Origin of the sequence: Pseudomonas sp. Fl5BN2 (assembly GCF_009908205.1) — a bacterium.
Lineage (GTDB): Bacteria > Pseudomonadota > Gammaproteobacteria > Pseudomonadales > Pseudomonadaceae > Aquipseudomonas.
Map to the genome: position 1 here is coordinate 182471 of NZ_JAAARL010000013.1, position 26810 is coordinate 209280.

General features: G+C 63.6%; 27 protein-coding genes. 10 read left to right on the forward strand and 17 right to left on the reverse strand.

Features of this window, described 5'->3' with window-relative positions; genetic code table 11:
• A complete protein-coding gene (locus tag GV819_RS19610) occupies positions 1-822 on the reverse strand; it encodes an ABC transporter permease (protein WP_161757698.1) in 822 nt (273 codons plus the stop codon).
• Between the two features lie 181 nt (positions 823-1003).
• Positions 1004-1891 (reverse strand): LysR family transcriptional regulator, encoded by an 888-nt coding sequence (locus tag GV819_RS19615; protein WP_161757699.1) that lies wholly within the window; start codon positions 1889-1891, stop codon positions 1004-1006.
• 106 nt (positions 1892-1997) lie between these two features.
• On the opposite strand from GV819_RS19615, the gene GV819_RS19620 reads away from it, so the two are divergent.
• From GV819_RS19620 to GV819_RS19650, 7 genes are all read left to right on the forward strand, one after another.
• Positions 1998-2627: a cysteine dioxygenase gene (locus tag GV819_RS19620; RefSeq protein ID WP_161757700.1), complete on the forward strand. Its 630-nt coding sequence runs from the start codon at positions 1998-2000 to the stop codon at positions 2625-2627.
• A complete protein-coding gene (locus tag GV819_RS19625) occupies positions 2624-4207 on the forward strand; it encodes a rhodanese-related sulfurtransferase (RefSeq protein WP_161757701.1) in 1584 nt (527 codons plus the stop codon). The genes GV819_RS19620 and GV819_RS19625 overlap by 4 nt, the downstream gene beginning before the upstream one ends.
• A gap of 237 nt (positions 4208-4444) precedes the next feature.
• Entirely contained in the window at positions 4445-4993 is a 549-nt protein-coding gene (locus GV819_RS19630) for an RNA polymerase sigma factor (RefSeq protein ID WP_161757702.1), read from the forward strand.
• The gene (locus GV819_RS19635) at positions 4990-5952 is read left to right on the forward strand and encodes a FecR family protein (protein ID WP_161757703.1); all 963 of its coding nucleotides are present in this window, start codon (positions 4990-4992) and stop codon (positions 5950-5952) included. Before GV819_RS19630 ends, GV819_RS19635 begins: the two co-directional genes overlap by 4 nt.
• A gap of 121 nt (positions 5953-6073) precedes the next feature.
• The gene (locus tag GV819_RS19640) at positions 6074-8653 is read left to right on the forward strand and encodes a TonB-dependent receptor (RefSeq protein ID WP_161757704.1); all 2580 of its coding nucleotides are present in this window, start codon (positions 6074-6076) and stop codon (positions 8651-8653) included.
• A 302-nt stretch (positions 8654-8955) separates the two neighbouring features.
• Positions 8956-9246 (forward strand): hypothetical protein, encoded by a 291-nt coding sequence (locus tag GV819_RS19645; protein WP_256667540.1) that lies wholly within the window; start codon positions 8956-8958, stop codon positions 9244-9246.
• 9 nt (positions 9247-9255) lie between these two features.
• Positions 9256-9894, forward strand: coding sequence for a hypothetical protein (locus GV819_RS19650; protein ID WP_161757706.1), 639 nt, complete (start codon positions 9256-9258; stop codon positions 9892-9894).
• A 4-nt stretch (positions 9895-9898) separates the two neighbouring features.
• Here GV819_RS19650 and GV819_RS19655 read toward each other — a convergent pair whose 3' ends face one another.
• The 8 genes from GV819_RS19655 to GV819_RS19690 form a co-directional block, all read right to left on the reverse strand.
• Positions 9899-11107 (reverse strand): ABC transporter substrate-binding protein, encoded by a 1209-nt coding sequence (locus GV819_RS19655; protein WP_161757707.1) that lies wholly within the window; start codon positions 11105-11107, stop codon positions 9899-9901.
• Complete coding sequence (locus tag GV819_RS19660) at positions 11107-12114, reverse strand: CobW family GTP-binding protein (protein WP_161757708.1); 1008 nt, start codon at positions 12112-12114, stop codon at positions 11107-11109. Before GV819_RS19660 ends, GV819_RS19655 begins: the two co-directional genes overlap by 1 nt.
• Positions 12115-12133: 19 nt before the next feature.
• Complete coding sequence (locus GV819_RS19665) at positions 12134-12433, reverse strand: hypothetical protein (protein ID WP_161757709.1); 300 nt, start codon at positions 12431-12433, stop codon at positions 12134-12136.
• A gap of 13 nt (positions 12434-12446) precedes the next feature.
• Complete coding sequence (locus GV819_RS19670; protein ID WP_161757710.1) at positions 12447-13196, reverse strand: SDR family NAD(P)-dependent oxidoreductase; 750 nt, start codon at positions 13194-13196, stop codon at positions 12447-12449.
• A gap of 96 nt (positions 13197-13292) precedes the next feature.
• Positions 13293-14054, reverse strand: a complete 762-nt coding sequence (locus GV819_RS19675) for an SDR family NAD(P)-dependent oxidoreductase (RefSeq protein ID WP_161757711.1) — start codon at positions 14052-14054, stop codon at positions 13293-13295.
• Between the two features lie 12 nt (positions 14055-14066).
• On the reverse strand, positions 14067-15407 hold the full coding sequence (locus tag GV819_RS19680) for an MFS transporter (protein WP_161757712.1): 1341 nt from the start codon (positions 15405-15407) through the stop codon (positions 14067-14069).
• 28 nt (positions 15408-15435) lie between these two features.
• A complete protein-coding gene (locus tag GV819_RS19685; RefSeq protein ID WP_161757713.1) occupies positions 15436-16317 on the reverse strand; it encodes a polysaccharide deacetylase family protein in 882 nt (293 codons plus the stop codon).
• A gap of 39 nt (positions 16318-16356) precedes the next feature.
• Positions 16357-17715, reverse strand: a complete 1359-nt coding sequence (locus tag GV819_RS19690) for an amidase (RefSeq protein WP_161757714.1) — start codon at positions 17713-17715, stop codon at positions 16357-16359.
• A gap of 372 nt (positions 17716-18087) precedes the next feature.
• On the opposite strand from GV819_RS19690, the gene GV819_RS19695 reads away from it, so the two are divergent.
• On the forward strand, positions 18088-19089 hold the full coding sequence (locus GV819_RS19695; protein WP_161757715.1) for a GntR family transcriptional regulator: 1002 nt from the start codon (positions 18088-18090) through the stop codon (positions 19087-19089).
• 480 nt (positions 19090-19569) lie between these two features.
• Entirely contained in the window at positions 19570-19923 is a 354-nt protein-coding gene (locus GV819_RS19700; protein WP_161757716.1) for a DUF6124 family protein, read from the forward strand.
• A 43-nt stretch (positions 19924-19966) separates the two neighbouring features.
• On the opposite strand, the gene GV819_RS19705 is transcribed toward GV819_RS19700, so the two are convergent.
• Entirely contained in the window at positions 19967-20278 is a 312-nt protein-coding gene (locus tag GV819_RS19705) for a ribbon-helix-helix domain-containing protein (protein ID WP_161757717.1), read from the reverse strand.
• Between the two features lie 14 nt (positions 20279-20292).
• On the reverse strand, positions 20293-20874 hold the full coding sequence (locus GV819_RS19710; RefSeq protein ID WP_161757718.1) for a DJ-1/PfpI family protein: 582 nt from the start codon (positions 20872-20874) through the stop codon (positions 20293-20295).
• Positions 20875-21153: 279 nt separating this feature from the next.
• On the opposite strand from GV819_RS19710, the gene GV819_RS19715 reads away from it, so the two are divergent.
• The gene (locus GV819_RS19715; RefSeq protein ID WP_161757719.1) at positions 21154-22062 is read left to right on the forward strand and encodes a DMT family transporter; all 909 of its coding nucleotides are present in this window, start codon (positions 21154-21156) and stop codon (positions 22060-22062) included.
• Here the strand turns inward: GV819_RS19715 and GV819_RS19720 are convergent.
• The 5 genes from GV819_RS19720 to GV819_RS19740 form a co-directional block, all read right to left on the reverse strand.
• The gene (locus GV819_RS19720; RefSeq protein ID WP_161757720.1) at positions 22050-23267 is read right to left on the reverse strand and encodes a class I SAM-dependent methyltransferase; all 1218 of its coding nucleotides are present in this window, start codon (positions 23265-23267) and stop codon (positions 22050-22052) included. The genes GV819_RS19715 and GV819_RS19720 overlap by 13 nt on opposite strands.
• A 483-nt stretch (positions 23268-23750) precedes the next feature.
• Complete coding sequence (locus GV819_RS19725) at positions 23751-24368, reverse strand: TPM domain-containing protein (protein WP_161757721.1); 618 nt, start codon at positions 24366-24368, stop codon at positions 23751-23753.
• Between the two features lie 29 nt (positions 24369-24397).
• On the reverse strand, positions 24398-25147 hold the full coding sequence (locus GV819_RS19730; protein ID WP_161757722.1) for a TPM domain-containing protein: 750 nt from the start codon (positions 25145-25147) through the stop codon (positions 24398-24400).
• 33 nt (positions 25148-25180) lie between these two features.
• Positions 25181-26104 (reverse strand): TPM domain-containing protein, encoded by a 924-nt coding sequence (locus GV819_RS33480; RefSeq protein WP_161757723.1) that lies wholly within the window; start codon positions 26102-26104, stop codon positions 25181-25183.
• Positions 26104-26712, reverse strand: coding sequence for a LemA family protein (locus GV819_RS19740; protein WP_161757724.1), 609 nt, complete (start codon positions 26710-26712; stop codon positions 26104-26106). The genes GV819_RS33480 and GV819_RS19740 overlap by 1 nt, the downstream gene beginning before the upstream one ends.
• Between the last annotated feature and the right edge of the window lie 98 nt (positions 26713-26810).

A 26810-nucleotide genomic window follows, 5' to 3' on the forward strand; every position in this document is an offset into this window, starting at 1 on the left:
TCAGTTCCTGATAAAAGTCGGCCGCCAGGCCAGGGCAAACCGTTCGAGGCCCCGCACCAGCCCGTCAATGCCCAGGCCGAGCACGCTGTAGACCAGCAGGCAGATGACGATCACGTCGGTACGCATGAAGTCGCGAGCGTCATTGACCAGGTAACCGATGCCGGCACTGGCGTTGATCTGCTCGACCACCACCAACCCCAGCCAGCTGATGCCGAAGGCATAGCGCAAGCCGACGAAGAACGCCGGCAAGGCGCCGGGCAGGATGACGTGAACGATCAACTCCCAACGCTTGAGGCCGAGCAGAGTCGCGGCTTCCACCAGCTTGGGGTCGAGGCTGCGGATCCCGGAGAACAGCGTGAGGTAGATGGGAAAGGTGGTGCCCAGGGCAATCAGGGCGATCTTCGGCGTCTCGCCAACGCCGAACCAGAGAATGAACAGCGGCACGATGGCCAGAAACGGCAAGGTGCGCAGCATCTGCATGGGTGAGTCGATGGCGATTTCGCCACGTCGGGACAGACCGGACACCAGCGCCAGGAGCGTGCCAAGGCTGACACCGATCGCCAAGCCACTGAGGGCACGCTTGAGAGACACCCACAGGTGCCCGCCCAATTCACCGCTGCCGAGCATCTGCCACAGGGTGTCGCCGATGGTGCTGGGCGCGGCGATGATCCGCGTCGGCAACAACCCGGTACGAGAAGCCAGTTCCCAGAAGAGCAGGAGCAACAGCGGGCTGAGCAGACGTAGCAGCAGATGGCCCAGGAGTTTGAATCCGGGATGCCCGGTGCAGCGGGAGGACAAGGTGAGCGGGGCTTGCGCAGGCATTTCAACATCCCTATTTCAGCGCGTTCGAGCCCCATGCTAACTACATAAAAAACGTCCGTGAAATTCGTTTTGGTTCTAACTTAATATACAAAAAATGCATTCAGCAGATGCAACGACATGCAAATCAATGATGAACAAATAGCTGTAGGAGCCGCCTTTTCGGCTCCTGCACAACCCGAACCTAGCCGACGCGGGCGGCAACCATGTCGCCGAACATACTCACCGGTTCCTGGAGGTTGCCCAGGAAACGCGGATGGATCAGCCACAGATCGATCACCGGTTTGAAGTCACTGACCGGCACCACTTCCAGTTTGTCCCGATGGCTGCTGTTCTCCAGCAACGGCAGCGGCACCAGGCCGTAACCCAGGCCGTTGGCGATCAGCCCCAGTTGCAACTCCGTGCCAAAGGTCTCCAGGTTGATCTGCAGCGACAGCCCCTGAGCGCTCAAGGCCCGCTGCAGGCCGGCGCGAAAGCCACAGCCGTCGGGGTTCAACACCCAGCCGCGCTGGTAACAGTCAGCCAGTTTGCAGGAACGCTTGCGCACCTCGCCCTTGGCCGCCACTACCACCAGTTTCATGCTGCCCAGGGAGCGCCCGACCACGCCTTCCGGGAACACCTTGCCGGCAGGAAACAGCGCAGCCACCACGTCCAGCTCAGCGTTCTCGACCTTGCTCAACAGGTGACTGCCCCAGCCCGTGGCCACCGAGGTCTGCAACTGCGGGTAGAGCGCCTTCAACTGGCTCAGGGCATCCAGCAGCACCACGTCGCCGATGGTCTGTGGCACACCAATGCGCAAGGCTCCGCTGGGGGCGCCATCATTGGCCACCAGCTCATTCAGGGCATCGATGCTGCGCAGCACTTCCAGGCACTGGCCATAGACCCGCAAGCCCATGCTGGTGGGCTTGAGCGGCTTGGTATTGCGGTCCAGCAACTCCACTCCGAGGGCTTCCTCGAAATTCTGCACCCGACGGGTGATGGCTGGCTGGGTCAACTGCAGGGCATCGGCCGCCTGGCTGATGGTCTGACAACGGATCACCGCTACGAACGCGTTCAGATCATCTATCTTCATTCTTTTTTCGCATAATAAATGACTGGAAAAATGTTCGAGAAGAATAATACCTTTTAGCTCGCCGGTGTAGTTCGCGTCACTTGTCCAGTGTCCACGGAGGGAGCCCATGCCCCACAACGCCTCAATCGTTTCCATCGAATCAGCCAACTTCGCCCGCTTGCGAGATTTCATCGCGGCCCTGGCCGAGCTGCTGGACAGCAACCCCGATGAAGCCCGGGTGCTGGACCAGGGTGCTGCGCTATTGCACAGCCTGGTGAGCCAGGACGACTGGCTGCCCGACGCCTTCGCCCAGCCGGACCCGCAGCGCTATCAGCAATTTCTGCTGCACGCCGACTCGCGCCAGCGCTTCTCCATCGTCAGCTTTGTCTGGGGCCCCGGGCAGCGCACGCCGATCCACGATCACCGGGTCTGGGGATTGATTGGCATGCTCCGCGGTGCCGAGGACTCCCAGGGGTTCGAGCGCCTGGCCGATGGCCGCCTGCAACCTGCTGCAGAGGCGATACGCCTGGTGCCGGGCCAGGTGGAAGCGCTGTCGCCACGCATCGGTGACATCCATCAGGTGAGCAATGCCTACGCCGACCGGGTGTCCATCAGCATCCATGTGTACGGCGCCAATATCGGCGCGGTGCAGCGCGCCGTGTATGACCTGGATGGCCAGGAAAAACCCTTTGTCTCCGGTTACTCCAACCGTTTGCTGCCTAACCTCTGGGACTTGTCGAAGGAGCCCCTGCAATGACCGATTTCCCCACTCGCAGCCCGGCGCAGATTCGCCAGGCCCTGCTCGACCGCCAGGAACTGGCCTTGATCGATGTGCGTGAAGAGGCGCCCTTCGCCGAGGCCCACCCCCTGTTTGCGGCCAACATCCCGCTGTCGAAACTGGAGCTGGAGGTGTACCCGCGCATCCCCCGGCTCGATACCCCCGTCACCCTGTATGACCAGGGCGAGGGGCTGGCCCTGCGCGCTGCGACCCGCCTGCAGCAACTGGGCTACAGCGATGTCGCCCTGCTGCAGGGCGGCCTCGATGGCTGGCGCGACGCAGGCGGCGAGCTGTTCAAGGACGTCAACGTGCCGAGCAAGGCCTTTGGCGAACTGCTGGAGGCCGAGCGCCAGACCCCGTCACTGGCCGCCGAAGAACTCCAGGCGCTGATCGACCAGCAGGCCGACCTGGTGGTGCTGGATGCCCGGCGTTTCGACGAATACCAAACCATGAGCATTCCCGGCAGCACCAGCGTGCCCGGCGCCGAGCTGGTGCTGCGGGTGCGCGAACTGGCCCCCGATCCGCAGACCCGGGTAGTGGTCAACTGCGCAGGACGTACCCGCAGCATCATTGGCACCCAGTCCCTGGTGAACGCCGGGATTCCCAACCCGGTGGCGGCCCTGCGCAATGGCACCATCGGCTGGACCCTGGCCGGCCAGAAGCTGCAACACGGCCAGAGCCGACGCTTCCAACCGGTCAACCCGGCCGGGCTGGCAGAAGCCCAGGCCAGCGCCCGGGCCGTGGCAGACCGGGCCGACGTGACCCGCATCGACCTGGCTCAGTGGCGTCGCTGGCAGGCCGACCCCAAGCGCACCAGCTACCTGTTCGATGTGCGTACCCCGGAGGAATATGCCGCCGGCCACCTGCCCGGCGCCCGTTCCACACCTGGGGGCCAGTTGGTGCAGGAAACCGATCACTTCGCCAGCGTTCGCGGGGCGCGCCTGGTACTGGTGGACAACGACGGCGTACGGGCCAACATGAGCGCCTCCTGGCTGGCGCAGATGGGCTGGCAGGTAGCCGTGCTCGACGGCCTGCGCAACAACGACTTCAGCGTCCACGGTGCCTGGCAGGCGCCGCTGCCCCAGGCCCCGGCGGCTGAAGAGATCAGCCCACGGACCCTCGCCTGCTGGCTGCAGGAGCCCGGCACCCTGGTGCTGGACTTCACCGCCAGTGCCCATTATGTGCAGCGGCATATCCCCGGTGCCTGGTGGGTGCTGCGCAGCCAGTTGCGCGAATCCCTGGCCCGGTTGCCACAGCCCGAGCGCTTTGTCCTGACCTGCGGCAGCAGCCTGCTGGCGCGCTTTGTGGTGCCGCAACTGCAGGCCCTGACCCAGCGTCCGGTGTTCCTCCTCAGCGGCGGCACTGCGGCCTGGATCGACGCCGGCCTGCCCTTGGAAGAGAGCCGGCAGCAACTGGCCTCACCGCGGATCGACCGCTACCGGCGCCCCTATGAAGGCACCGACAACCCCAAGGAAGCCATGCAGGGTTACCTGGACTGGGAATTCGGCCTGGTGGAGCAGTTGCGACGCGACGCCAGTCATGGCTTTTTCACCATCTGAGACGGCCCGGTAAACCGACCTCGGGAGCTCTTCGCGGGTCAAGAGTCGACTTGCCGGCGAAGAACCTTTGAGCCTTGCATCACCGTCAAGGGCACCTTCGCTGGCAAGCCGATGCCTTGAGGGCCTTTGGCGATCTGGCTGCGCCTAGAGGCCATTAATCACTCAAGATTACAATTGGTAATAATTCTCGATATCATTCTCAACCTTGTGCTCGCTGCGTCGTCAAGAAGGATATCCATGTCTCGCTCCAAACCCGACTCTGCATCGGTGGACTCTGTTCGCGGGTTCTATGCGGACATCCTGCATTTCCTGCGTAAACGCACGGATAACGCCAGCGACGCGGCGGACATGACCCAGGATGTGTTCACCCAATGGCTCGACTACCGTGACCGGGCCCAGGTCGAGCAACCCCGTGCCTTTCTGTTCCAGATGGCGCGCAATCTGCTGCGTGATCACTGGCGGCGCCAGCAGGTGCGCCACAAGGTCCACCAGGAAGCGCAGCACCAGGAAACCTTCGACAACGAACCCATGGCCGATGAACAGCACGAGCCGCTGCCCGCCGCCCAGCGCCTGCAACGCCTGGAGCAGTTGAAAGAAGTCCTCGCCCAGCTCTCGCCGCGCCGCCGCGAAGCCCTTATGCTGCACCGCTTCGAAGGGCTGAGCCAGGCGCAGATTGCCGAACGCATGGGCATTTCCGTGAGCATGGTGGAGAAACACATCGCCTTTGCCCTGTTGCACTGCAAGCAGCACCTACAACGAGAAAATGGCAAGGAGCAGCCTGAATGACCCACTTTTCCGGCCCCCACGACGACCTCGACAGCGAACAGATCGATACCCAGGCCGCCAGTTGGTTCGCCCGTAACCGCAATGACCCGGACCGCGCCGCCCGCAAGGCGTTCGACGCCTGGATCAGCGACCCGGCCCATGCCCGGGCCTACGCGCAATTCGAGCAATTGTGGGTCGATCTGGCGCAGCTGCAGCAACTCAGTCGGCCGATACCGCTGCCCCGACGCCAGCCCCCACGCTGGCGCCCGGCCCTGGCGGTGGCCGCAGCCGTGCTGTGCGCGGTGCAGGCGGCCAACCTGGGCACCTCGCAGGCGCCCTACATTCAACAGGTCGCGGCCCAGGAAAAAGGCGCACGAGCCTTCAAGCTGCCCGATGGCAGCACCTTGTACGTGAATGCCAATACCCAGGTGAAAGTCGACTTCAGTGCCCAGCAGCGGGATATCTACCTGCAGCAGGGTCAGCTGTACCTGGAGGTTGCCGCCGACAAGGAGAGCCCACTGTGGGTGCACAGCGGTGCGGCCCAGGTGCGGGTAGTCGGCACGGCCTTCGACGTGCGTCGCGGCCAGCGCCAGTTGGTGGTCAGTGTCGCCCACGGCCAGGTGGCCTTCAGCCCGGACGGCAAGCCTGGGGAGATGACCCTGCTGGGCGCCCGGCAACAGGCCACCTATGACCTGCAAAAAGGCACCCTGCGCCAACAAAACCTGGACAGCGATCAGGTCGCGGACTGGCGCAGCGGTCACCTGGCCTTTCGCAACCGCGAACTGGCCAGCCTGGTGGACGAGTTGAACCTCTACCGCCATCAGCCGGTGCAGCTAGCCGAAGGTTCCCTGGGCGCCTACAAGGTTTCGGGCAACCTGGATGTCAACGATCCGGATGCCCTGGTCAAGGCCCTGCCCGCCCTGATCCCGGTGAAAACCGTGACCCAGGCCAACGGTCAGTTGAAGATCGAAGCCCGCTGACCGATACATATGAGAATATTTTTCATTCGCATATGAGGTTTTTTTTCACTGTCGCGTCTTCCTCCTGTCTGCGATCTGTCTGCAGCGCTTTTCTGGCCTTTAAGCCGCCCTGGGGGAAGTCATGTTTTGCGCGTTCTTGCCTGTTCCGTTAGTCCGTACCCGCCCGACCCTGCTCGCCGCCTGCCTGGCGTTCAGCCTGCAGGCCCATGCCGCTCCGATCCATTTTCAGTTGCCGGCGCAGCCCCTGGCGGCGTCCCTGAGCCAGATCGCCCAGCAGGCGAAAATCCAGCTGTTGTTCGATGAGCAACTGCTGCGCAATGCCAAGGCACCCACCCTGCAAGGCGACTACAGCCCGGAAGAGGCGATTCGCCGACTGCTGCAGGACGGCCGGTTCACCCTGATGAAGGTCGACAACACCTACATCGTCCGTCCCGCCGAGACCAGCACCAGCACCAGCACCAGCACCAGCAGCGGTTCGGCCTTGCAGTTGGGGGCCATGAGCGTGATCGGCAACGGCACAGAGGTCGACTCCACCAGCGTTGGCCGTTCGACCCTGAACCAGGAGGAGATCGACCGTCACCAAGCCACCAACGTCGCCAGCCTGATCGACACCCTGCCCGGCGTCAGCCTGGGCGGTTCGCTGAAACCCGGCGGCCAGACCATCAACATCTGGGGCCTGGGCGATGCCGAAGACGTGCCTCTGAGCGTCGATGGCGCCACCAAGAGTGGCTTCGAGCGCTACCAGCAGGGTTCGATCTTCATCGAACCGGAAATGATCAAGCGCATCGTGGTGGAAAAGGGCCCGCACTCGCCCGAGACCGGCAACGGCGGTTTCGGCGGCACCGTGCACATGGAGACCAAGGACGCCCCGGACCTGCTGCAGGAAGGCCGCAACACCGGCGCCATGCTCAAGTACAGCTACAGCAGCAACAGCCATGAACAGGGCTACACCGGCGCGGTGTACGGCCGTACCGACGACCAGCGCTTCGACGCCCTGGCCTACTGGACCAAGCGCGACGGCGATGACATGAAGCTGGCCAGTGCCCAACCGGACCCGCGCAATGAGTACCCGGTCAACCCCAAGCGCCTGCCCAATACCGCCCAGGGCCTGGAAGGCGAGCTGTTCAAACTGAACATGCAGTTGACCGACGAACATCGCCTGGGCTTCACCTACATGCGTTCTGACAGCAATATCTGGGCGCCCTTCTCGGCCAAGAGCTACCCGACGCCGCCGAAACGAAGCGACATCAAGACCTTCGGTTATGACGTTGCCACCCAGCGCTACCTGGCCCAGCGCAACACCATCGACACCACCTGGCTGACCAAATATCAGTACACGCCAGTGGACAACCCGTGGATCGACTTCGAAGCCCAGTACTCCAACTCCATCACCGACCAGACCGATGAGCGTGGCCCGAACTCTTACGCCCAGCCCACCTCCGGTGGACGCAAGATCACCGTAGGCTACGAGGACCGCATCCTTACCCTGAAAAACACCAGCCGCTTCAGCACCGGCCCGCTGGAACACGCCCTGACCAATGGCATCCAGATCCGCAAGCACACCCGCGAAGTGGATATGTGGATTCCGGGCAAGACCTATGGCACAGCCAAGTACAACTACGGCTACTACCAGCCGGGCTTCATGCCCCACGGCAAGGTCGACAACAACGCCTTCTACATCCAGGACGCCATTACCCTGGGCGACTTCACCCTGACCCCGTCCCTGCGCTACGACTATGTACGCAATCGAGGGGAGAAAAACGACGCGCCGATCTACAACAGCCCTAACCCGGTGGTCGGTCACGACTATCGCGACAAGACCTACACCGGCTGGTCGCCAAGGCTGTCGGCATTCTGGACGGTGACCCCGCAATTCGCCCTGTTTGCCGATTACAGCAAGACCTGGCGCGCGCCGGTGATCGACGAACAATACGAAGTCCAGTCGGCCGGCACCACCCGCTCCGCCACCAGCCGCGACCTTGATCCGGAAAGCATCACTGCCTTGCGCGCCGGTAACATCACCAGCTTCTCCGATGTCTTGAGCAAAACCGACAGCGTGCAGATCCGCACCACGGTGTTCCGCAACGACATCAAAAACGAAATCATGAAGAACCTGGGGATCGGCTGCGCCGAGCAGTTGACCACCGGCAAGAGCATCGGCGAGGTGTGCAACCAGCCAACGATCGGGGTCTACCGTAATATCGGCGACCTGACCATCAAGGGCTTCGAAGTCGAGAGTTTCTACGATTCGACCTACCTGTTCGGCTCGCTGTCCTACTCCTGGATCACCGGCAAGCACGAAGGTGCCTACACCAATCCCTGGGGACCGAACGTCTGGGCCCGGGACATCCCGCCACGCAAATGGGTCGCCACCCTGGGGGTGAAAATCCCGCAATGGGATGCGCAAGTGGGCTGGCAGGGCCAGTGGGTACGCCAGACCGACCGGGTGCCCAGCGACATCTACGCGGGCGGCCTGCTCAGTGCCTCGGGCGACTCCGCCTGGGACCAGTACGAGAACGACCGCTACAACGTGCACGGCCTGTTCGCCAACTGGAAACCACAGCAGGCGTACCTCAAGGGTACTGAAGTCAGCTTCACCCTGGATAACATGTTCAACCGCGACTACCGCCCGCCGCTGAGCGGCGAAAACGCCTCGAGCCTGGGCCGTAACGCCAAGGTCAGCGTCACCCGGTTCTTCTGATCGACACCCGCCTGCGGTGCAGTCGATGCACCGCGGCGTCTACCCACCGGCTAATGCTCCCCGTGCCGACGCGGAGCTCATTGCCTGGTGTCCGCAACACCCTGGCCTGCAGATCGCGAGCGAGCCTCATTCCCAGCGCTGGCCACTACGGATGTATTGCAAGCCTTTAGCCAAGCCTTCCTGCCCGCCGCTACCGGGCTAAGATCGACCTCCCCCTGAAAACCACTGAGATGCCTTCGGGCGCTTTCAGTCGATTACCCATTGATCGCGTACGAAAATTGTCGTACAAACAGGGGAGTGTCATGGACAGAGGCTTCAAGCAGGCCAAGCGGGACCTGATCAGCGCGCTGCAGACGGGCAACTATCTGCACGCGGCCCGTGGTTCGATCGAGATCAAGAACCTGCTGGCCACCGGCGAGGTCTCGGCCCGGCAATTGATCGAAGTCATCGGCACTTGCAAGGGCACGAACCACAGTTGCAGCGCCCATCACAGCGTCCCGGGCATCGCGGTCCATGTGCTGAAACAGGCGGGCTGGTACATCAAGTTCTACTTTATCGAGCCAGATACGTGGTTCATCAGCGTTCACCGATGAGGGCAACCCATGAAACTCTTTCTGCAAGGCGACCAGGGCAAGGCGCTCTGTGAGCATTGCCAGCAGGTGGTAGGCATCACCTACGCCCGTCGCGATGTTCCCTTCAGTGATGGCCATGGCCAGGCCAGGGAGATCCTGGTGGGGGTCTGCGACCACTGCACCACCATCGTGGCCATCCCGCCCCAGTCGACACCGGCGATCAAGGAAGCGCGCAAGCAGCAACTGACCGCCATCGAGGCACGGCTGCCGGCGGTCTACCTCGACGTGCTGGACGCCGCCATGCACTCAGTGGCCGCAGACGCCGGAGTGCAGATGCGCAAACTGTTTTTCAGCTACTACTTCAGTGCCCAGGCCGAGCCTGGGGCGCAGGACGCTCCATGCCTGGAGCGGGTTCATCGCGGTTTCGTCGCGTACCTGGCGGAGCAAGCCAAAGTCCGCCAGCTACCGGCCGCGCATTTGATGAAACGCCTGTCGCTGAAAGTGAACCACTATGTGGCCGAGGATCTCGCCCGCCTCTTGGAGGCAACCCGGATGACCCAGACCGAACTGCTGAAATCGCTGATCGCGCAGATACGCGAGGATGTGCTCGAAGGCGGCAACCCGACGGTGATCGCCGACCTGCGCAGACTGGCGCGCCTGGCCCTGTAGCCGCTCAGCCCTTGCCTCGGCCCGCCACCCGGCCCGCCCGGAGGAAATCCCCCCAGCGCCGCACCAGGTAGTTGTGCTCGTCCATCACCGAGTTCCACACCGCGATATGCCCCATGCGCTGCGGGTAGGAACCGCCATCGCGGGTTTCGCCGATATCGATCAGCGGCTGGCCATCGCTGCCCGGCAACTCCTCCCGCGCAGGCAAGCCTGCGTACCAGTAGTCCCACTCGGCGCTGCTCAGGTAATCACGACTGCGGGCCGGGTTGCCGATGTAGTAGCCCTGGCGCGCCATCACCGCACCGGGCCAGCCCGACAGCCACCAGTTGAGGTAGGCATAGGCCGCATCCAGCACTGCGCCCTTGGCATGGCGCGACAGTGACAGGCCGCCAAACCAGGCGCGATAACCCTCGCGGGGTACCGCCAGGCGATATTTGACCCCGGCCCGATGCAGGCGCATCAGGGTCGGCGACCACAAGCTCTGGATATCGATGCGCGGGCTGAGCATCAGTTGCGCGGCCTCTTCATCGTCCGACCAGAACGCGGCGAAATGCCCTTCGCGCTGCTTGCGCACCAGGATGTCCGCCAGTTGGTCGATCTCTTCGATGCTCAGGTTGCCGATGTCCTTGAACGAGGCCAGGCCACACCCCTGGATCGCCAAAGCAGCATCCAGGGCGCCAATCGCCGCGTCGCTTTGCAAGGCGATGCGCCCGCTCCAGGCCGGCTCCAGCAACCAGCCCCAGCTCTCGTTGGCACTGGAGAAACCCGCCGGCAGGCGCTCCGGGCGGTAAGCGAAACTGTCGGCGTTGTGGGTCAGCGGCAGCATGCTGATACGCTCGCTGACGGTGCTACCGAGGCTGCCGTCGTGCTGCACATACAGTCGCTCGCTGGGCACACTGCCGCTGCCCAGTCGATCGCCCGGGGACAGCCGTCCGCGCTTGGGCAGGTCATTGATCTCGTGCCACAAAGCAATGCGCCGGGTGTCGATGGGCTGGATCGCCTGGGCCGGCCAGACGAAGTCGACGTTATGAAACCACTGGTCATAGAGGTCGTAGCTGTCCGGTTGCATCACCGCGATGCGTTGGGCCTGCTCCACATCGTGCACCTGGTACACCAGGCGAATGCCCAGGTCCTGTTCAGCGCGAACCCGCAAGGATTCCAGCAAGGTCACCGAGGTGCCCAGCACCCGCAGGGTGATCGGTTGCGTCGCCGCCATCAGGCACACTCCCCGGCAGCCGGGGCGAAGCTATGGGCGAACACCTCGAACGAGCGCTGCAACAGCGCTGGCTCCAACCCCCGCAGGATAAACACCAGCCGCGAGCGGCGATCTTCGCCGGGCCAACGGGACAGGTGCACGGGTGCATGCAGGCAATGCTGCACACCATGAATGACGATGGGGGCCTGGCTGGCGTTGACGTTGAGCAATCCTTTCACCCGCAGAATTCGTTCGCCGTGGCATCTTAGCAGCATCGACAGCCAGACCCCGAAGCCCACCCAATCCAGCGGCCGCTCGAACTCCAGGCAGCAGACCTGGGCCGCGCCATGCTGCGCCACGCCCGCCGTCACCGGGCGCCGCAACTGCCAACGCGCCACCTCCTGCTCCGCCATCGCGCCGCGCACGCCCTCCCCCAGCAGCAACTGATCGCCGCTGTGGATTTCTGCTGTCAGCAGCAACGGCGCTCCCGGGTTGAGCCGCTGCAAATGCTCGCGCAGGGCGCACTGGCTGGCCTCGTCGACACAGTCGGTCTTGCTCAACAGCAAACGGTCAGCGGCCGCCACCTGAGCCAGCCACTCCGGGTGAATGCGCTCCTGCAGCGCCGCGTGGCTGGCATCCACCAGGGTCACCAACAGGCCGATGTGCACCCGCCCACGCAACTGCGGATCGTTGTTCAGCGTCGCCAGGATCGGTGCCGGGTCCGCCAGCCCGGTGGTCTCCAGCAATATCCGGCGAAAGGCCGGGATCTCACCCCGGCTGCGCCGCGCCAGCAACCCCAATAGCGCCTCTTTCAGCTCGCCGCGAATCGAGCAGCAGACGCAGCCGCTGGGCAGCAGCACGGTGTCCGGCGCCACCTCTTCCACCAGCAGGTGATCGATGCCGACGTCACCGAACTCGTTGATCAACAGCGCCGTGTCCCCCAGGCTTTCGCCCTGCAACAGGCGGTTGAGCAAGGTGGTCTTGCCGCTGCCGAGAAACCCGGTGATGACGTTCAGGGCAATGCTCATGGTTGTGACTCCAGCAAGCTCAAGGCTGTTGCTCCAGATGGTTGAGCACCAGCGGATCCAGAGGATCCAGCGGGCGCCCGAGCATGGCTTGCGCCAAGGCCCAGAGTTGTTCCAGGCCGTTGGCCAGTTCCTGGCGTCCGGTGGCCCCCAACAATAGGTAGGCCGAGCCCTGGAAATCCTCGACCTTGAGCCGGAACGGCGCCAGCACTCGGTTGATCGCGGCGATCCGGCGCAAGCGCTCGCGGCGCCGGGGCAACTCGTCCCCCAGCGGATCGCTCCAGTGCACATCCTCTCCCAGCAGCCCGCAAAGCCCGCACATCTTCAGCCCTCCTTCATGGCATGACGTCGCCGGAATTCGGTCCCAGGGTCTGGCCCACAAACAGATTTCCCCCCGGCTCGCTGGCCAGCAGCACCGCCGTCGGCGCCACTTCATCCGCCTGCCCGAAACGCCCCAGGGGCAGCTCGGCGGCCTTGGCGGTTTTCCAGGCACTGCTGATACCGGACACCAGCGGCGTCTCGATCGGACCCGGGGCAATGGCGTTGACCAGCACATTGTCCTTGGCCACTTCCAGGGCCAGGGACTTGGTGAAACCGATGACCCCAGCCTTGGCCGCGGCGTAATGAGTCAACTCGGCACCGCCCTTGATCCCCAGTTGCGAGGCGACGTTGATGATCCGTCCCCAACGCTGGGCCAGCATGTGCGGCAAGGCCCGCTGGCTGGCGACGAAGACGCTGGTGAGGTCGACCCGCAGCATGTCGTTCCACATCTCGATACTCAGGTCCACGCAACGGGCCTGGGTCAGCATGCCGGCGTTGTTGACCAGGATATCGATGCCGCCGAAGTGCTCGACGCAAGCATCGACCCCGGCCTGGGCTCCTTCGACGCTGCCAACATCGGCCACGCATTCGAAGACTTCGGCCCCGAGTTCACGGCAGGCCTGGGCGCTCTCGGCCAGGCGCACGGGGTCGCGGTCGGCCAGCAGCAGGCACGCGCCTTCAAGGGCATAAGCCCGGGCGATGGCGGCACCGATGCCGCTGCCAGCGCCGGTGATCACGGCGCGGCGGTTGTGCAGGTGTTGCATGGGACTTTCTCCTTCAAGGGTGTCCGGTTCGCTGGCAAGCCAGCTCCTACGCAGGCGCTGACCTGCATGCAGGAGCCGGCTGGCTGGCGAAGCGCTTCAATCCGGCCAGCGCACCGTCAGGCCGCCATCGATGACGATGCTCTGCCCGGTCAGGTAACTGGACTCGTCACTGCTGAGAAAACGCACCAGGGACGCCACCTCATCCGCCCGACCGACCCGGCCCAGGGGAATGGCCCTGGCCGCCCTGGCCAGGCCTTCCGGCCCCAGGGAGTTCTGGCTGTCGAGGGATTGCGGGGTCTCGATCAACCCCGGGATCACCGCATTGCAACGAATGCCCTTGCCTGCCAGCTCCACCGCCAGCGACCGGCACAGCCCCGGCACCCCAGCCTTGGCCGCAGCGTAGTGGGCATGGTCCTGCCAGCCATAGACGCCGCCGGCAATCGAGGAAATCGCCACCAGGGCGCCGCCCTCGTTCATGTGCCGTACCGCCGCACGGAAGGTGCGCATCACCCCCGTAAGGTCGACGTCGAGCATGCTGTTCCAGGCCGCGTCGGTCATTTCCAGCAAGGGCGCGCGGCGCAGCAGTCCAGCGTTGGCCACGGCGTAATCGAGGCGGCCGAACTGCGCCACGGCCTGCTGGGCCAGGGCGTCTACCGAACCGCTGTCGGTCACATCCAGGGGCAGCATCAGGCACTGTCCACCCGCGTCTGCCACCAGGTCCCGAGTGGTTTGCGGATCATGCGGGTCAGCCGGGAAATACCCGCCAACCACCGCTACGCCACGCTGGGCATAAGCCACGGCCAGGGCCTGGCCGATGCCGCTGGCGGCACCGGTAATCAAAGCGACTTTAAGGGTCATGACAAACAGTCCTTATTTCACGGTTTCAGGGCGCACGTGGCGTGCAGCAAACATCAAGGCGCCGGAGAGGAAGCAAGGCAGCGCGCCGAAATACAGCGCCGAGGTCTGCCAGTCCCCACCGGCGGACAACACCTGGGTCGCACCGAAACCGGCCACCACCGCACCGATCGGGCCCATGGCATGGATGATCGCGCCGCCGGTGGCGCGGATGCTGGTGGGAAAGCTTTCGCTGATGAAGAACAGTGCCGCTGAGTAGGGACCGATCAGGAAGAACAGGCCCAGGCTGTAGAGCCCGACCACCATCGGCATGTTGCTCGGGCCGTAGAGCATCCCGGCAAACGACAGGCCGCCAAGCATCCAGCCTAGGCCAATGACGTTGCGCCGGCCGATCTTGTCGCCCATCCAGCCATGGCACAGGTAGCCGCAGTAACCCACCAGGTTGGACAGCACCAGGATGATCAGCGAGTTCTCGAACGAAATGTGGTGCACGCTGACGATCACCGAGGTACCCAGCACACTGAACACCTGGATCGCCGCCCAGTTGAGCAGGATCGCCGCGCCGATCACCAGGGTCGCGCGCCGCGAACTGCCGCGAAACGCCGCGGCCAGGCCGGCCTTGCTGTGTTCGTCGTAGTCCACGCCGTAGGTCGCGGCGACGGCCTGGGCCTCGCTGACCGAGCCGCTCTTGCGCAGTTGGTTGATGCGTTGGTGAATCTGGAACTGCGGGCTCTCCTTGAGCTTGCGCGCCATGATCGCGATCACGATGGCCGGGATCGCGGCGAAGATGAAGCAACCCTGCCAGCCGATGATCGGCAGCAGCACTGCGGTCAGGCCCGCGGCGATCAACGCCCCCACCGGCCAGCCACCCTGCACCAGGCTGTAGATAAAGCCCCGGCGCTTGGCCAGTTTCGGGTCATCGGAAGCCGCATACAGCTCGCTGAGGTAAGTGGCGTTCACCGTCTCCTCGGCATAACCCAGGCCGCCCAGGGAGCGGATCAGGATCAGCGGCGACTTGCCCCAGGAACCACCGATGGCGGTCAACGCCGAACAGATGGCCGAGCCACTGACGGTGAAGATGATGCCCATGCGCCGGCCCAGCTTATCCACCAGCGGGCCGATGGCCAGGGCCACCACTGCGGTGCCCACGGCCACCCAGGTGGCGATCTCCGCTTGTTCGACCTCGCCCCAGCCAAAGTGGCGACCGATCTCCGGCAACAGGGTGCCGAACAGAATGAAGTCGTACACGGCGAAGACCCAGGCGAAGAACGCGATCCAGGTGGCGAAGCGCACTTGGGCCGGGGTCAGTTGCTGGGGTTTCCAGCCAGTCAGGTCGAGCTTGTTATAGATAGACATCGATCACGCCTCGATGAAGTCGCCGGGATCAGCGGTTACGGGGGTTGCGGCGGATAAAGTCGTCGGCGATCTCGTCGAAGGTGACGAAGCGCACGCCGGCATGGCTCTGGATGTGTTCGATCAGGCGTTCGAGCATCAGCAGCACTTGCGGGCGGCCAGACACATCGGGGTGGATGGTCATGGTGAACACCGCGTGCTCATGCTCGCGGTAGACCCAGTCGAACTGGTCGCGCCACATTTCTTCCAGGTGCCGCGGGTTGACGAAACCGTGGCTGTTGGGGGCTTTCTTGATGAACATCATGGGCGGCAGGTCGTCCAGGTACCAGTTGGCCGGGATCTCCACCAGGTCGGTTTCCTCGCCGCGCACCAGGGGTTTCATCCAGGTGTCGGGGTGCTGGCTGTAGTCGATCTTGGTCCAGCTGTCGCCGACCCGCACGTAGTAGGGATGGAAGTCGTTGTGCATCAGGCTGTGGTCGTACTTGATGCCCTTTTTCAGCAGCAGCTCGTTGGTCACCTTGCTGAATTCCCACCAGGGTGCGACGTAGCCGGTGGGGCGCTTGCCGGTGACCTGGGTGATCAGTTCGATGGACTTGTCGAGGACGATCTCCTCCTGTTCCGCGGTCATGGCGATGGGGTTTTCATGGCTGTAGCCGTGCACGCCGATTTCATGGCCGGCTTCGGCCACGGCCTTCATCTGCTCGGGGAAGGTTTCCATCGAGTGCCCGGGAATGAACCAGGTGGTGCGCAGGCCGTAGCGCTCGAACAGCTTGAGCAGGCGTGGCGCGCCGACCTCCCCGGCGAACAGGCCGCGGGAGATGTCGTCCGGCGAATCCTCGCCGCCGTAAGAGCCGAGCCAGCCGGCCACCGCGTCCACATCGACACCAAATGCACAGAGAATTTCTTTAGCCATGAGTGGCCTCCAGTGTTTGCTTGTTGTTGGAAAAGGGGCTCAGCGGCGTAGCACCGCTTCCACCGCCAGGGCCGTGGCCAGCAGCTGCGCGTCCTCACCCTGAGGCAGGCTCAGCAGCAGGCTGGTGGGCAGGCCCTGGGCGTCGCGGCCGCTGGGCAGGGCCACGCCGGGCATGTCGAGAAAACTCCCGGGCATGGTCAGGCGCAGGGTCGCCAGGTTGGTGCGGGCGAACAGTTCGTCGTCGGCCTCCAGGGGTGCCAGGGGCGGTGCCACGTGGGCCACGGTCGGGGTGATCAGTACCGCGCCATCCAGCTCGTCGCGCAGTTCGCGCTGCAACTGGCGTCGCGCTTCATACAGCCGCAGCAACTGGCTGGCGGGCATCTGCCGGGCACTTTCCAGACGCCGGCGGACCCGTGGATCGAGCTGCTCGGCGTACTCGCTGTCGAGCAGCGGCTGGTGCAGGGCAAAGGCCTCGGCGGCGCCGAGCCAGCCCTGCTCCTGAATCAGTTGCAGAGTGGCTTGCAGGCTGTGCAACGGACGCAGCTCCACCCGCGCTCCGGCCTGTTGCAGGCGGCCGATGGCGTCCAGCAGATTGGCCCTGACCGCAGGTTCGGTGCGCTTGTCGTCCAGCACCTGTTGATCGGCCCAGAAACGTTGCCCAGCCAGAGTCCGCGGCACCGGCAGCGACCGTGGATCAGCGCCGCGCAGCAGTTCATCGATAACCCAGGCATCGCGCACGCTACGGGTCAGCGGGCCGAGGCTGTCGAGGCTCTGGGCCAGGGGGAAGACGCCGTCACGGTTGTAGCGCTGGCAACTGGCGCGATAACCCACCAGGCCGTTGAAGGCGGCGGGAATGCGGATTGAACCGGCGGTGTCGGTGCCCATGGCGATGGGCACGATGCCAGCGGCCACGGCCACCGCCGACCCCGCCGAGGAGCCCCCGGGAATCCGAGGCTGGGCATCGCTGCAGGGGTTGATCGGGGTGCCGAAATGCGGGTTCAGGCCGAGCCCGGAATAGGCGAGTTCGCTGAGGTTGGTCTTGCCCAGGCTGAGCATCCCGGCACGGCATAGACGGCCGACGCTGGGGGCATCCGTAAGTGCCGGCGGTGCCTCGCGACGCACCTGGGCGGCCGCGGTGGTGACGCTGCCGGCCACATCGAACAGGTCCTTCCAGGCCAGGGGCACGCCGTCAAATAGGCTCAGGGGCTGCTGATCGCGCCAGCGTGCAGCGGCGGCCTCGGCCTCGCGCCGGGCCCGGGACGGGCACAGGGAAATGAACACATGGGATGAACCCTCTGCCAGTTCCAGGGCCTGCTCCAGTGCCTGCACCGGGTCGTTGCGGCCTTGGGCGAAGGCTTCGGCCAGGGCCGTGGCATCGTTCAGTGATTCAGGGATCATGGCGCACTCCGCAGAAGCATAAAAATGTACTAATTATTAAAATGTACATTTTTAACAGAGCAGGTTCCGTGCCACTTCAACCCAACCTCACAGCCGCCAAGCCCACTGAAAGTCCTCGCATCGCCCAGCATTACCGAGCCAGAGTGCTTCGATGGTCGAAGCGGGTCAGCGACCGACGGAAAAAAGCTTGGGCGATAGGCGGCAAATGAAATAATGTATCTTCTATTAAAAAGTACATTTTAGTGCAGAAAGGTAACAATCCCACGAATACGGCCCCAGGACAGGGCAGCAAACGTGGCACTCAGTGACACTGGGCAACTGTGAGAGAATCCCCGGCCGTCACCAGAACGGCAGCAGACCCTAGAGGAACCGATGAAAGCAGTGTCAGCAGAGGACCCGCGCACCGCATCGCGCTACGCCATGATTCGTCAGGTATTGCGTGACGCCATCCTCCAGGGCACCGCCCTGCAGGGCCTGGTGCTGCTGGAAGCGCCCCTGGCGGAACTGTTCGGCACCAGCCGGGTGCCGGTGCGCAAGGCTCTGGACCTGCTGCACGGCGAAGGCCTGATCAGCCGCTTCGATGGCCGCGGCTACCTGATCAACCCCCAGGGCCTGGAGATCGAACCGCTGCGCCTGCCCCTGAGCCACGCCCACCTGGGCCTGGCCAGCGACGAAGAACTGGTGGACACCCGGCCCCTGGGGGAACGGATCTACGAGGAAATCGGCAGCGCCCTGTCCACCTGCATCGCCTTCGGCCATTTCCGCCTCGACGAACAGGCCGCCGCCGAGCATTACGGCGTCAGCCGCGCAGTGGTGCGCGAAGCGCTGATGCGCCTGCGCGATCGCGGGCTGGTGGAAAAGGAGCCTTATTCACAATGGCTGGCCGGGCCGCTGACCGCCCGGGAAGTCACCGAAGACTACGAACTGCGCGCCTGCCTGGAGCCCGAGGCCCTGCGCCAGAGCGCCCCGGGACTGAGCCGCGAACAATTGGAGCAGATGCTGGAGCGGGTGACCCAGGCGCAGCAGGCCGAGCATTGCGGCCTGGAAGTGCTTGAGCGCCTGGAAGAAGACCTGCACCAGCACTGCCTCGGCGGCTTGCAGAATCGCAAGATGGCCGCGCTGATCCGCCAGGCCCAAAGCCCGATGATCATCAACCGGATCTTCTACCGCCTGCTGGGCATCGGTGCCGACCCGGCGATGCTCGCCGAACACCGGCTGATTCTCGAACTGCTACTGCACGGTGCCTTCGACGCTGCCGCCCTGAACCTCAAGGAACACCTGCAACGAGCCCGCCAGCGCATGCTGCAACGCTTGAAAGTGTTGTCGGTATTGCCCGAGCAGGAGCTGCCCGGGTTCCTCAGCAAGCTCAGTTGAAACCGCTCCAACCCAGGCTGCGATCAGCACCGCAGGGGCCGCCAACCTGACCTCGCAGTCTGTCGCTCGATCATGGATATCGCACTTCGTTGTTCGCGGTCTGCCGCCACAGAAAGCCGTTTTGTCAGGGAACGCTGCCGAGTGGTAAAGAGGTTTCGCTTTGTTTTGTAAGGCATATCCGAGAGAATCCCCAACGCCTTTGAGCGCCTTGTCCCCCTCAGTCCGATCAGGCAGTCTCGCTGGGTCGCTGCAAAATCAGCGGCCCGGATGTGGAAGTCCGGAGCTAGGGGCGTGCAGTCGCTTCATTCGAACACCACTACCGACTCGGTAGGGGTGGCCTCGATTTATGGCGGCTGTGCGTAGGGCATCTTCGGGTGCGCCGGTTCCTTTAGCCCGGTCTTCCACACCTGCGCACGGCTGCCACCCTCTCATGTGGAAGTGAGATCTGGCGGTTTCCTAAACGCGAAAGGAACCAGTCTCATGAAAAAGCTGGTCCCCGATCCACCTCTGCAATCCCCACGCAAACTCCGCGACCCGGAACTGGACCGCGCCAACGCCAGCCTGCTTGCCGCCCTGCAAGGTACTCGCCGTCGCCCCTTCGGACTGCGCGATGGCCGGGGCCATCCACTGTTTGCCGTACAACCGGGAGTGAATGCCGAAGACGCCCTGATGCACGTCTCGCTGCTGCTCAAATGCGCCGAAGAGGTGTCCGATGAAATCACCGAACGCGCCAGCGGCATCGAGCGCGGGCTGATCTGGTCCATGGTGCATTCCGTGAAAATGGCCCGGGCGGTGGTGGATGCCTTGCTCGATGACAGCCGCCCAGCGCCTTGACCTGAAACGAGCCCTGTAACCGCTGTCGCTGGCTCGGCAGCGGCTACAGGGATTTTGCGTTGCCGCGCACCAGGCTCAGGTCGGGCGCGCCACTGCGGCGCTGGCTCAGGTAGCGGGTGCAACTGACCCGCAGGAAGGAGGCGAAGTTCACCACTTCGCCGCGATAGTCCATGACCTCTTCATACAGCTTGGCGATCAGCTGGTTGGTGGTCATGCCGTCCACCTCGGCGATCTCGCGGAGGATGTCCCAGAACTGGTTTTCCAGGCGCAGGGTGGTGACCACGCCACAGATGCGCAGCGAGCGCGAACGCGACTCGTAGAGAATCGGATCGGCCTTGACGTACAACTCGCACATGACGTGGTCCTCGTTTACAGCGTGATCCGGGTGCCCAGCAGCCCGAGGAAACCCGCCAGCCAGCTAGGGTGTGCCGGCCACGCCGGGGCAGTGGCCAGATTGCCTTGAACGTGGCCTTCCGTCACTGGGATATCGATGTAAGTACCGCCCGCCAGGCGCACTTCCGGGGCACAGGCCGGGTAGGCACTGCATTCGCGGCCCTCAAGAATCCCCGCCGCCGCCAGCAACTGCGCGCCGTGGCACACCGCGGCAATCGGCTTGCCGGCCTGATCGAATTCCCTGACCAGTAGCAGGACTTTTTCGTTCAACCGCAGGTACTCCGGTGCCCGTCCGCCCGGGATCAGCAGCGCGTCGTAATCAGCGGACTGGACCTTGGCAAAATCGAAGTTCAAGGCAAACAGATGGCCCGGCTTTTCGCTGTAGGTCTGGTCGCCCTCGAAATCATGGATCGCCGTGCGCACCGTCTGCCCGGCGTTCTTGTCCGGGCACACCGCGTGCACCGTATGACCGACCATCAACAGCGCCTGGAACGGCACCATCACTTCATAGTCTTCGACGTAATCGCCGACCAGCATGAGGATCTTTTTCGCGGCCATGGAGTGGACTCCTTTCAAGAACAGACGTGGGCAGAAGAAGTATTCAAGGTAGTCCTAATCCACAGCCACAGGTAATAGCCAGGTACTACAGCGGCAAACGGCAAGTGCTCAGCCACAAGCTACCCGCCCAGCTCGACGCCACCTTGCAGTTGACCGCTTGAAACTTGCCGCGGCCCTTAACTGTTAGGTGAAGTCTGTCCCTAGCTGTAGCAGTGCCTCGGCGGTGCTTTGTGGCTAGATGGCTGTACCTGTGTCCACGTACGAATTCTGGTAACCCTTATGTCTTCCCGCGAAAATACCGGCATGGCCCTGGGCCTGCTGGGTGTGGTGATTTTCAGCCTGACCCTGCCCTTCACTCGCATCGTGGTGGAAGAAATCCATCCATTGCTCAACGGTTTGGGCCGTGCGTTGGTCGCGGCGATTCCGGCGGCCCTGTTGTTGCTCTGGCGCCGGGAAAAGTGGCCGAGCTGGAAGCAGGTCAAGGGCCTGAGCCTGGTGATTCTCGGGGTGATCCTCGGTTTCCCGGTGCTCTCAGCCTGGGCCATGCAAACCCTGCCCGCCTCCCATGGCGCCCTGGTCAATGGCCTGCAGCCGCTGTGCGTGGCGCTGTACGCAGCCTGGCTGTCCCATGAGCGACCGTCAAAAGCCTTCTGGGCCTGCGCCGCCCTGGGCAGTGCATTGGTGCTCGGGTATGCGCTGATCAGCGGCGCCGGGAGCATCCAGGCCGGCGACTTGCTGATGCTCGGGGCGATTGCCGTGGGCGGCCTGGGCTATGCCGAAGGCGGCCGGCTGGCCAGGGAGATGGGCGGCTGGCAGGTGATCTGCTGGGCACTGGTGCTGTCGACGCCGCTGCTGATCGGGCCGGTGTGGTACCTGGCGGCGCAGCATCAGGGGATGATTTCCAGCAAGACCTGGTGGGCCTTTGGTTATGTGGCGCTGTTCTCGCAGTTCCTCGGCTTCTTCGCCTGGTACGCCGGCCTGGCCATGGGCGGCATCGCCCGGGTCAGCCAGGTGCAGCTGCTGCAGATCTTCTTCACCATCGCCTTTTCCGCGCTGTTCTTCGGTGAACAGGTGGAACCCATTACCTGGGTGTTCGCGGTGGGGGTGATCCTTACGGTGATGCTCGGGCGCAAGACCGCAGTGCAGCCGGCGGTGCCGGCGCAGCTAAAGAAGACTCAGCTCAAGTAACCGTCGGCCTTGAGCAGGGTTTCCAGGCAGTGTTCGCTGATCTGGTAGAAGGCCTTGAGCTCTTCGATCCTGGCCAGCAGTTGCTGTGGGTCCACGGGCTCGGCGCGTTTGACCGCGAGGATCATCTTGTTCTTGTTGGTGTGTTCCAGGGAGATGAATTCGAAAACCTTGGTTTCATAACCACAGGCTTCGAGGAACAGCGCCCGCAAGCTGTCGGTGACCATTTCCGCCTGCTGCCCCAGGTGCAGGCCGTATTGCAGCATCGGCTTGAGCAGCGCCGGGCTCTGGATCTGCAGGCGGATCTGTTTGTGGCAGCACGGCGAGCACATGATGATCGCGGCGCCGGAGCGGATACCGGTGTGGATTGCATAGTCGGTGGCAATGTCGCAGGCATGCAGGGCGATCATCACTTCCAGCTGGCTGGGGGCCACGCTGCGCACGTCGCCACATTTGAACTCCAGGCCCTGATGATCGAGGCGCGCCGCCGCGGCGTTGCACAGGCTCACCATGTCTTCGCGCAGTTCCACGCCCGTCACTTGCCCCTGCGCCTGCAAGGTGTTGCACAGGTAGTCGTGGATGGCGAAGGTCAGGTAGCCCTTGCCTGAGCCGAAGTCGGCGACCCGCACCGGCTGGTCGAGCTTGATCGGCGAGTTGCTCAGGGCATGGCTGAAGACTTCGATGAACTTGTTGATCTGCTTCCACTTGCGCGACATCGCCGGAATCAGCTCATGCTGCTTGTTGGTCACCCCAAGATCAGCGAGGAACGGCCGGCTCAGATCGAGGAAGCGGTTCTTCTCGCGATTGTGCTCGGCGGACGGCACCTCGCGCGGCTGTTGCGGCTTGCCCTTGAACAGCGAGCTCTTGCCCTTCTTGCTGTACTCCAGCTGCACTTCATCGCTGAGGGTCAAAAGGTGGGCGTTCTTGAACGACGCCGGCAGCAGCTCGGCAATCAGCGCCACGCCCTCGGCCAGGGGGAAGTTCTTGGTGATGTCGCGGGTCTTGTAGCGGTAGACCAGGGACAGGCACGGCTGCTCCTTGACCGTCAGCTGCTTGATGATCAGGCGCTGCAGGTCCGCCTCGCTGCCCACGTACTTGGCCAGTACCAGCTTGATAAAGGCGTTCTGCGTGAGGCTGGTGTCGAGCAATTGCAGGAACTGAGCGTGATGATCCGGCGCGGAGAGAGCGGAAGGTGCGGTAACAGACATGGGAGCAGGAGCCTCGGGCGATGCGCGGTGTCGATCAGGGAATGGCGGGTATTTTAGGGAGCAAGCCCCGTCGGGGCACGAAGTTATTCACCCGACGGTAAAAAATCGTCGCCCGAAGGCGGTGCAAGGCTCAGGGGCCATGCGCCGGCAAGCCGGCTCCTGCATGAACAACACCGATATCGCGCCAGCCGTAGGAGCTGGCTTGCCAGCGAAGGCGTCCTCAAGGACGGTGCAAGACTCGGGGGCCTCTTCGCCGGCAAGCCGGCTCCTACAAGAACAACACCGATATCGCGCCAGCCGTAGGAGCTGGCTTGCCAGCGAAGGCGTCCTCAAGGACGGTGCAAGACTCGGGGGCCTCTTCTACATGAACAACACCGATATCGCGCCAGCCGTAGGAGCTGGCTTGCCAGCGAAGGCGTCCTCAAGGGTGGTGCAAAACTCGGGGGCCTCTTCGCCGGCAAGCCGGCTCCTACGGCGGGAGGGTCAGTTGAGCACCACCAGGCGGTTGGGCAACTCGTTGCGCACCTGGGTCAGGGGCACGTGGGTTTTGAGCAGTTCGCCGCTGGCCTCGATGCAGTCGAGGAAACCCTGCAGGGTCTGGCCCTGCTTCACCTGTTGGGTGAAGGTCTGGACGATGGCACCCCATTCGCGGTCGTCGAGGCGCTTGGAGATGCCCTCGTCCACCAGAATCTCCACGTATCGCTCAGCCTCGCTGACAAAGATCAACACCCCGGTGCCGCCCACGGTGTGGTGCAGGTTCTGTTCAAGAAACTGCCGCCGGGCCAGGTTCGAGGCGCGCCAGTGGCGTACCGACCGCGGGATCAGTCGGGTGGTGATGCGTGGCAGGCGAAACACCAGGCACAACACGATAAAGGTCGCCCATTGCGCCAGCAGCAACAGGTGCATGTTCAGCCAGCCGGTGGCGTAGTGCACCAGCCCCGGCACCACCAGCGCCAGCAGGCTGGCCCAGAGCAGCGGGATGTAGGCGTAGTCGTCGGCCCGGGCCGCCAGCACCGTCACCAGTTCAGCGTCGGTATGCTGCTCGACACGGGCAATGGCTTCGGCCACTTGCCGCTGTTCGTACTCACTCAGTAATGCCATGTCGTTGGATATCCGCTTTTTATATTCAGTTACCAGCCGCCGGACGAACCGCCGCCGCCGAAGCTACCGCCACCGCCGCTGAAGCCGCCACCGGAGCCACCCCCAAAACCACCGCCACCGAAACCACCGGAGCCCCCCCGTCCGCTGCCACTGGGCAGGATACCGAGCATCTGCGCGACTATCGCCGTGAGGATCAACAGCAGCACCAGGAAGATGAACAACAACGGATGACGCTCGACAAAATCAGGCTGGCCTGCGCCCTCGCCACTGCCGTACACCGTGGCCGGCTCATCCAGCGGCGTGCCGCCGAGCACCAGCAACATGGCCGAAACGCCGTCGCTGATGCCCTTGCTGAACTGCCCGGTCTTGAACGCCGGGGTGATCACCTGGTTGATGATCACCGAGGATTGGGCGTCGGTCAGCCGGTCTTCCAGGCCGTAGCCGACTTCGATGCGCAGCTTGCGCTCATCGCGGGCGACGATCAGCAACGCGCCGTTGTTCTTGTCCTTCTGGCCAATGCCCCAGTGCCGACCCAGTTGGTAGCCGAAGTCCTCGATGCTGGCGCCTTGCAGGTCCGGCAGGGTCACCACCACCACTTGCTCGCCGGTGGCCTGTTCATGGGCCTGCAGTTCCTGGCTCAACTGGGCCCGGGTGGCCGGTTCGAGCAGTTGCGCATCATCCACCACCCGCCCGCTCAGGGCCGGGAATTTAAGCTCGGCCTGGGCCGTGACCGCGAAGACCCAGAGCAACAGCACCAGGCCGATTTTATAGAGTCGCATCAGCACCTCGTCCTTAATGTTTGTCCGCTTGGGCTACCAGCTACCAGACGCCCCGCCACCGCCAAAACCGCCACCGCCGCCTCTGAAGCTGTCCGAATCCGAGCTGGAGCTGGAACTCGAACTGCTGGAATCGAACCAGTCGAATGAACTGCTGCTCGAACTTGAATCGCGCTCCGCTTTGGACTCGCGCTTGGGCGAGTCATCGCTGGTGTAGGGCCGACCATCGCCTGCCGCTTCACCGTCGTCGCGCCTGGAGAGCAAGAGCCCGGCCAGCGGCACGCCGACAAACACCGAGAAAAACACCAGTTTGAACCACCACATCCATTCGATCTGTTGGTACCAACTCTGCACCACCCAGCGGTGCGCCAGCATCCGCGTGCTGTTGGGCTCCAGCAGACGCACGATAGAGGTGGTGCCGGTAATGATCCCGGAGGAGTACAGCTCATCCTTGAAGTACGGAATGATCGAGTCGTTGATGATGAGGTGCGCCCATATATCGTCGATCCGTCCTTCCAGACCGTAGCCCACTTCGATCCGCACCTTGCGATCGTCCTTGGCCACCAGCAGCAGGACGCCGTTGTTCTTGTCCTTCTGGCCGATGCCCCAGTGCCGGCCCAGTTGCAGGCCGAACTCTTCGATACTGTAGCCGCCCAGGCTCGGCACGGTGACCACTACCACCTGGTCGGTGGTGCTCTGCTCAAGCCGTTCGAGCATCTGCGTCAGGTAGACCTGCGCCGAAGGCGTGAGCAACTGCGCGGTGTCCACCACGCGCCCGGTCAACGTGGGAAACAGGCTTTCAATCGGCACTGGCGCCGGGCTGGCCGCCTGCGGTGCGGCCTGGCTCACTGCCAGCCCGTCCGTGGGCGTTGCAACTGCAGACTGCGCCATCAGGGCGCCGCCGCTCACCAGCCACAGCGACAGCAGCGCACCTTGTAGTGCGCGCTGTACCCCACGCATCAGAATTTGACTTGCGGGGCTTTGTCGGCGTCGGGGCTGGTGGCCTCGAACGACTCACGCACCGGCATATCGCTGTACATAAGGCTGTGCCACAGGCGACCGGGGAAGGTACGGATCTCGGTGTTGTACTTCTGCACCGCGAGGATGAAGTCGCGACGGGCCACGGCGATGCGGTTCTCGGTGCCTTCCAGTTGGGATTGCAGGGCCAGGAAGTTCTGGTTGGCCTTGAGGTCCGGGTAGCGCTCGGAAACCACCATCAGGCGGCTCAGGGCACCACTCAACTGATCCTGGGCTTGCTGGAACTGCTTGAGTTTTTCCGGGTTGTCCAGGGTGTTGGCGTCCACCTGGATCGAAGTGGCCTTGGCCCGCGCCTCGATCACTGCGGTCAGGGTCTCTTCCTCATGCTTGGCGTAGCCCTTGACGGTTTCCACCAGGTTGGGGATCAGGTCGGCACGGCGCTGGTACTGGTTCTGCACCTGGCCCCAATCGGCCTTGACCTGCTCGTCGAGGGTCGGAATGTTGTTGATGCCGCAGCCACCAAGCAGGCTGGTCAGCATCAGCAAAGCGACGACGGGCCAGCTCTGGCGCAGGTTTTGGGAAATGTTCATGGGTGGGGCTCCTTGCACAACCTGATTGAAATGAATCTTTTGCCCGGTTTGACACACCCGGTGGGGCAAAATCTGCCTGCACCACTGGAATGCATCGG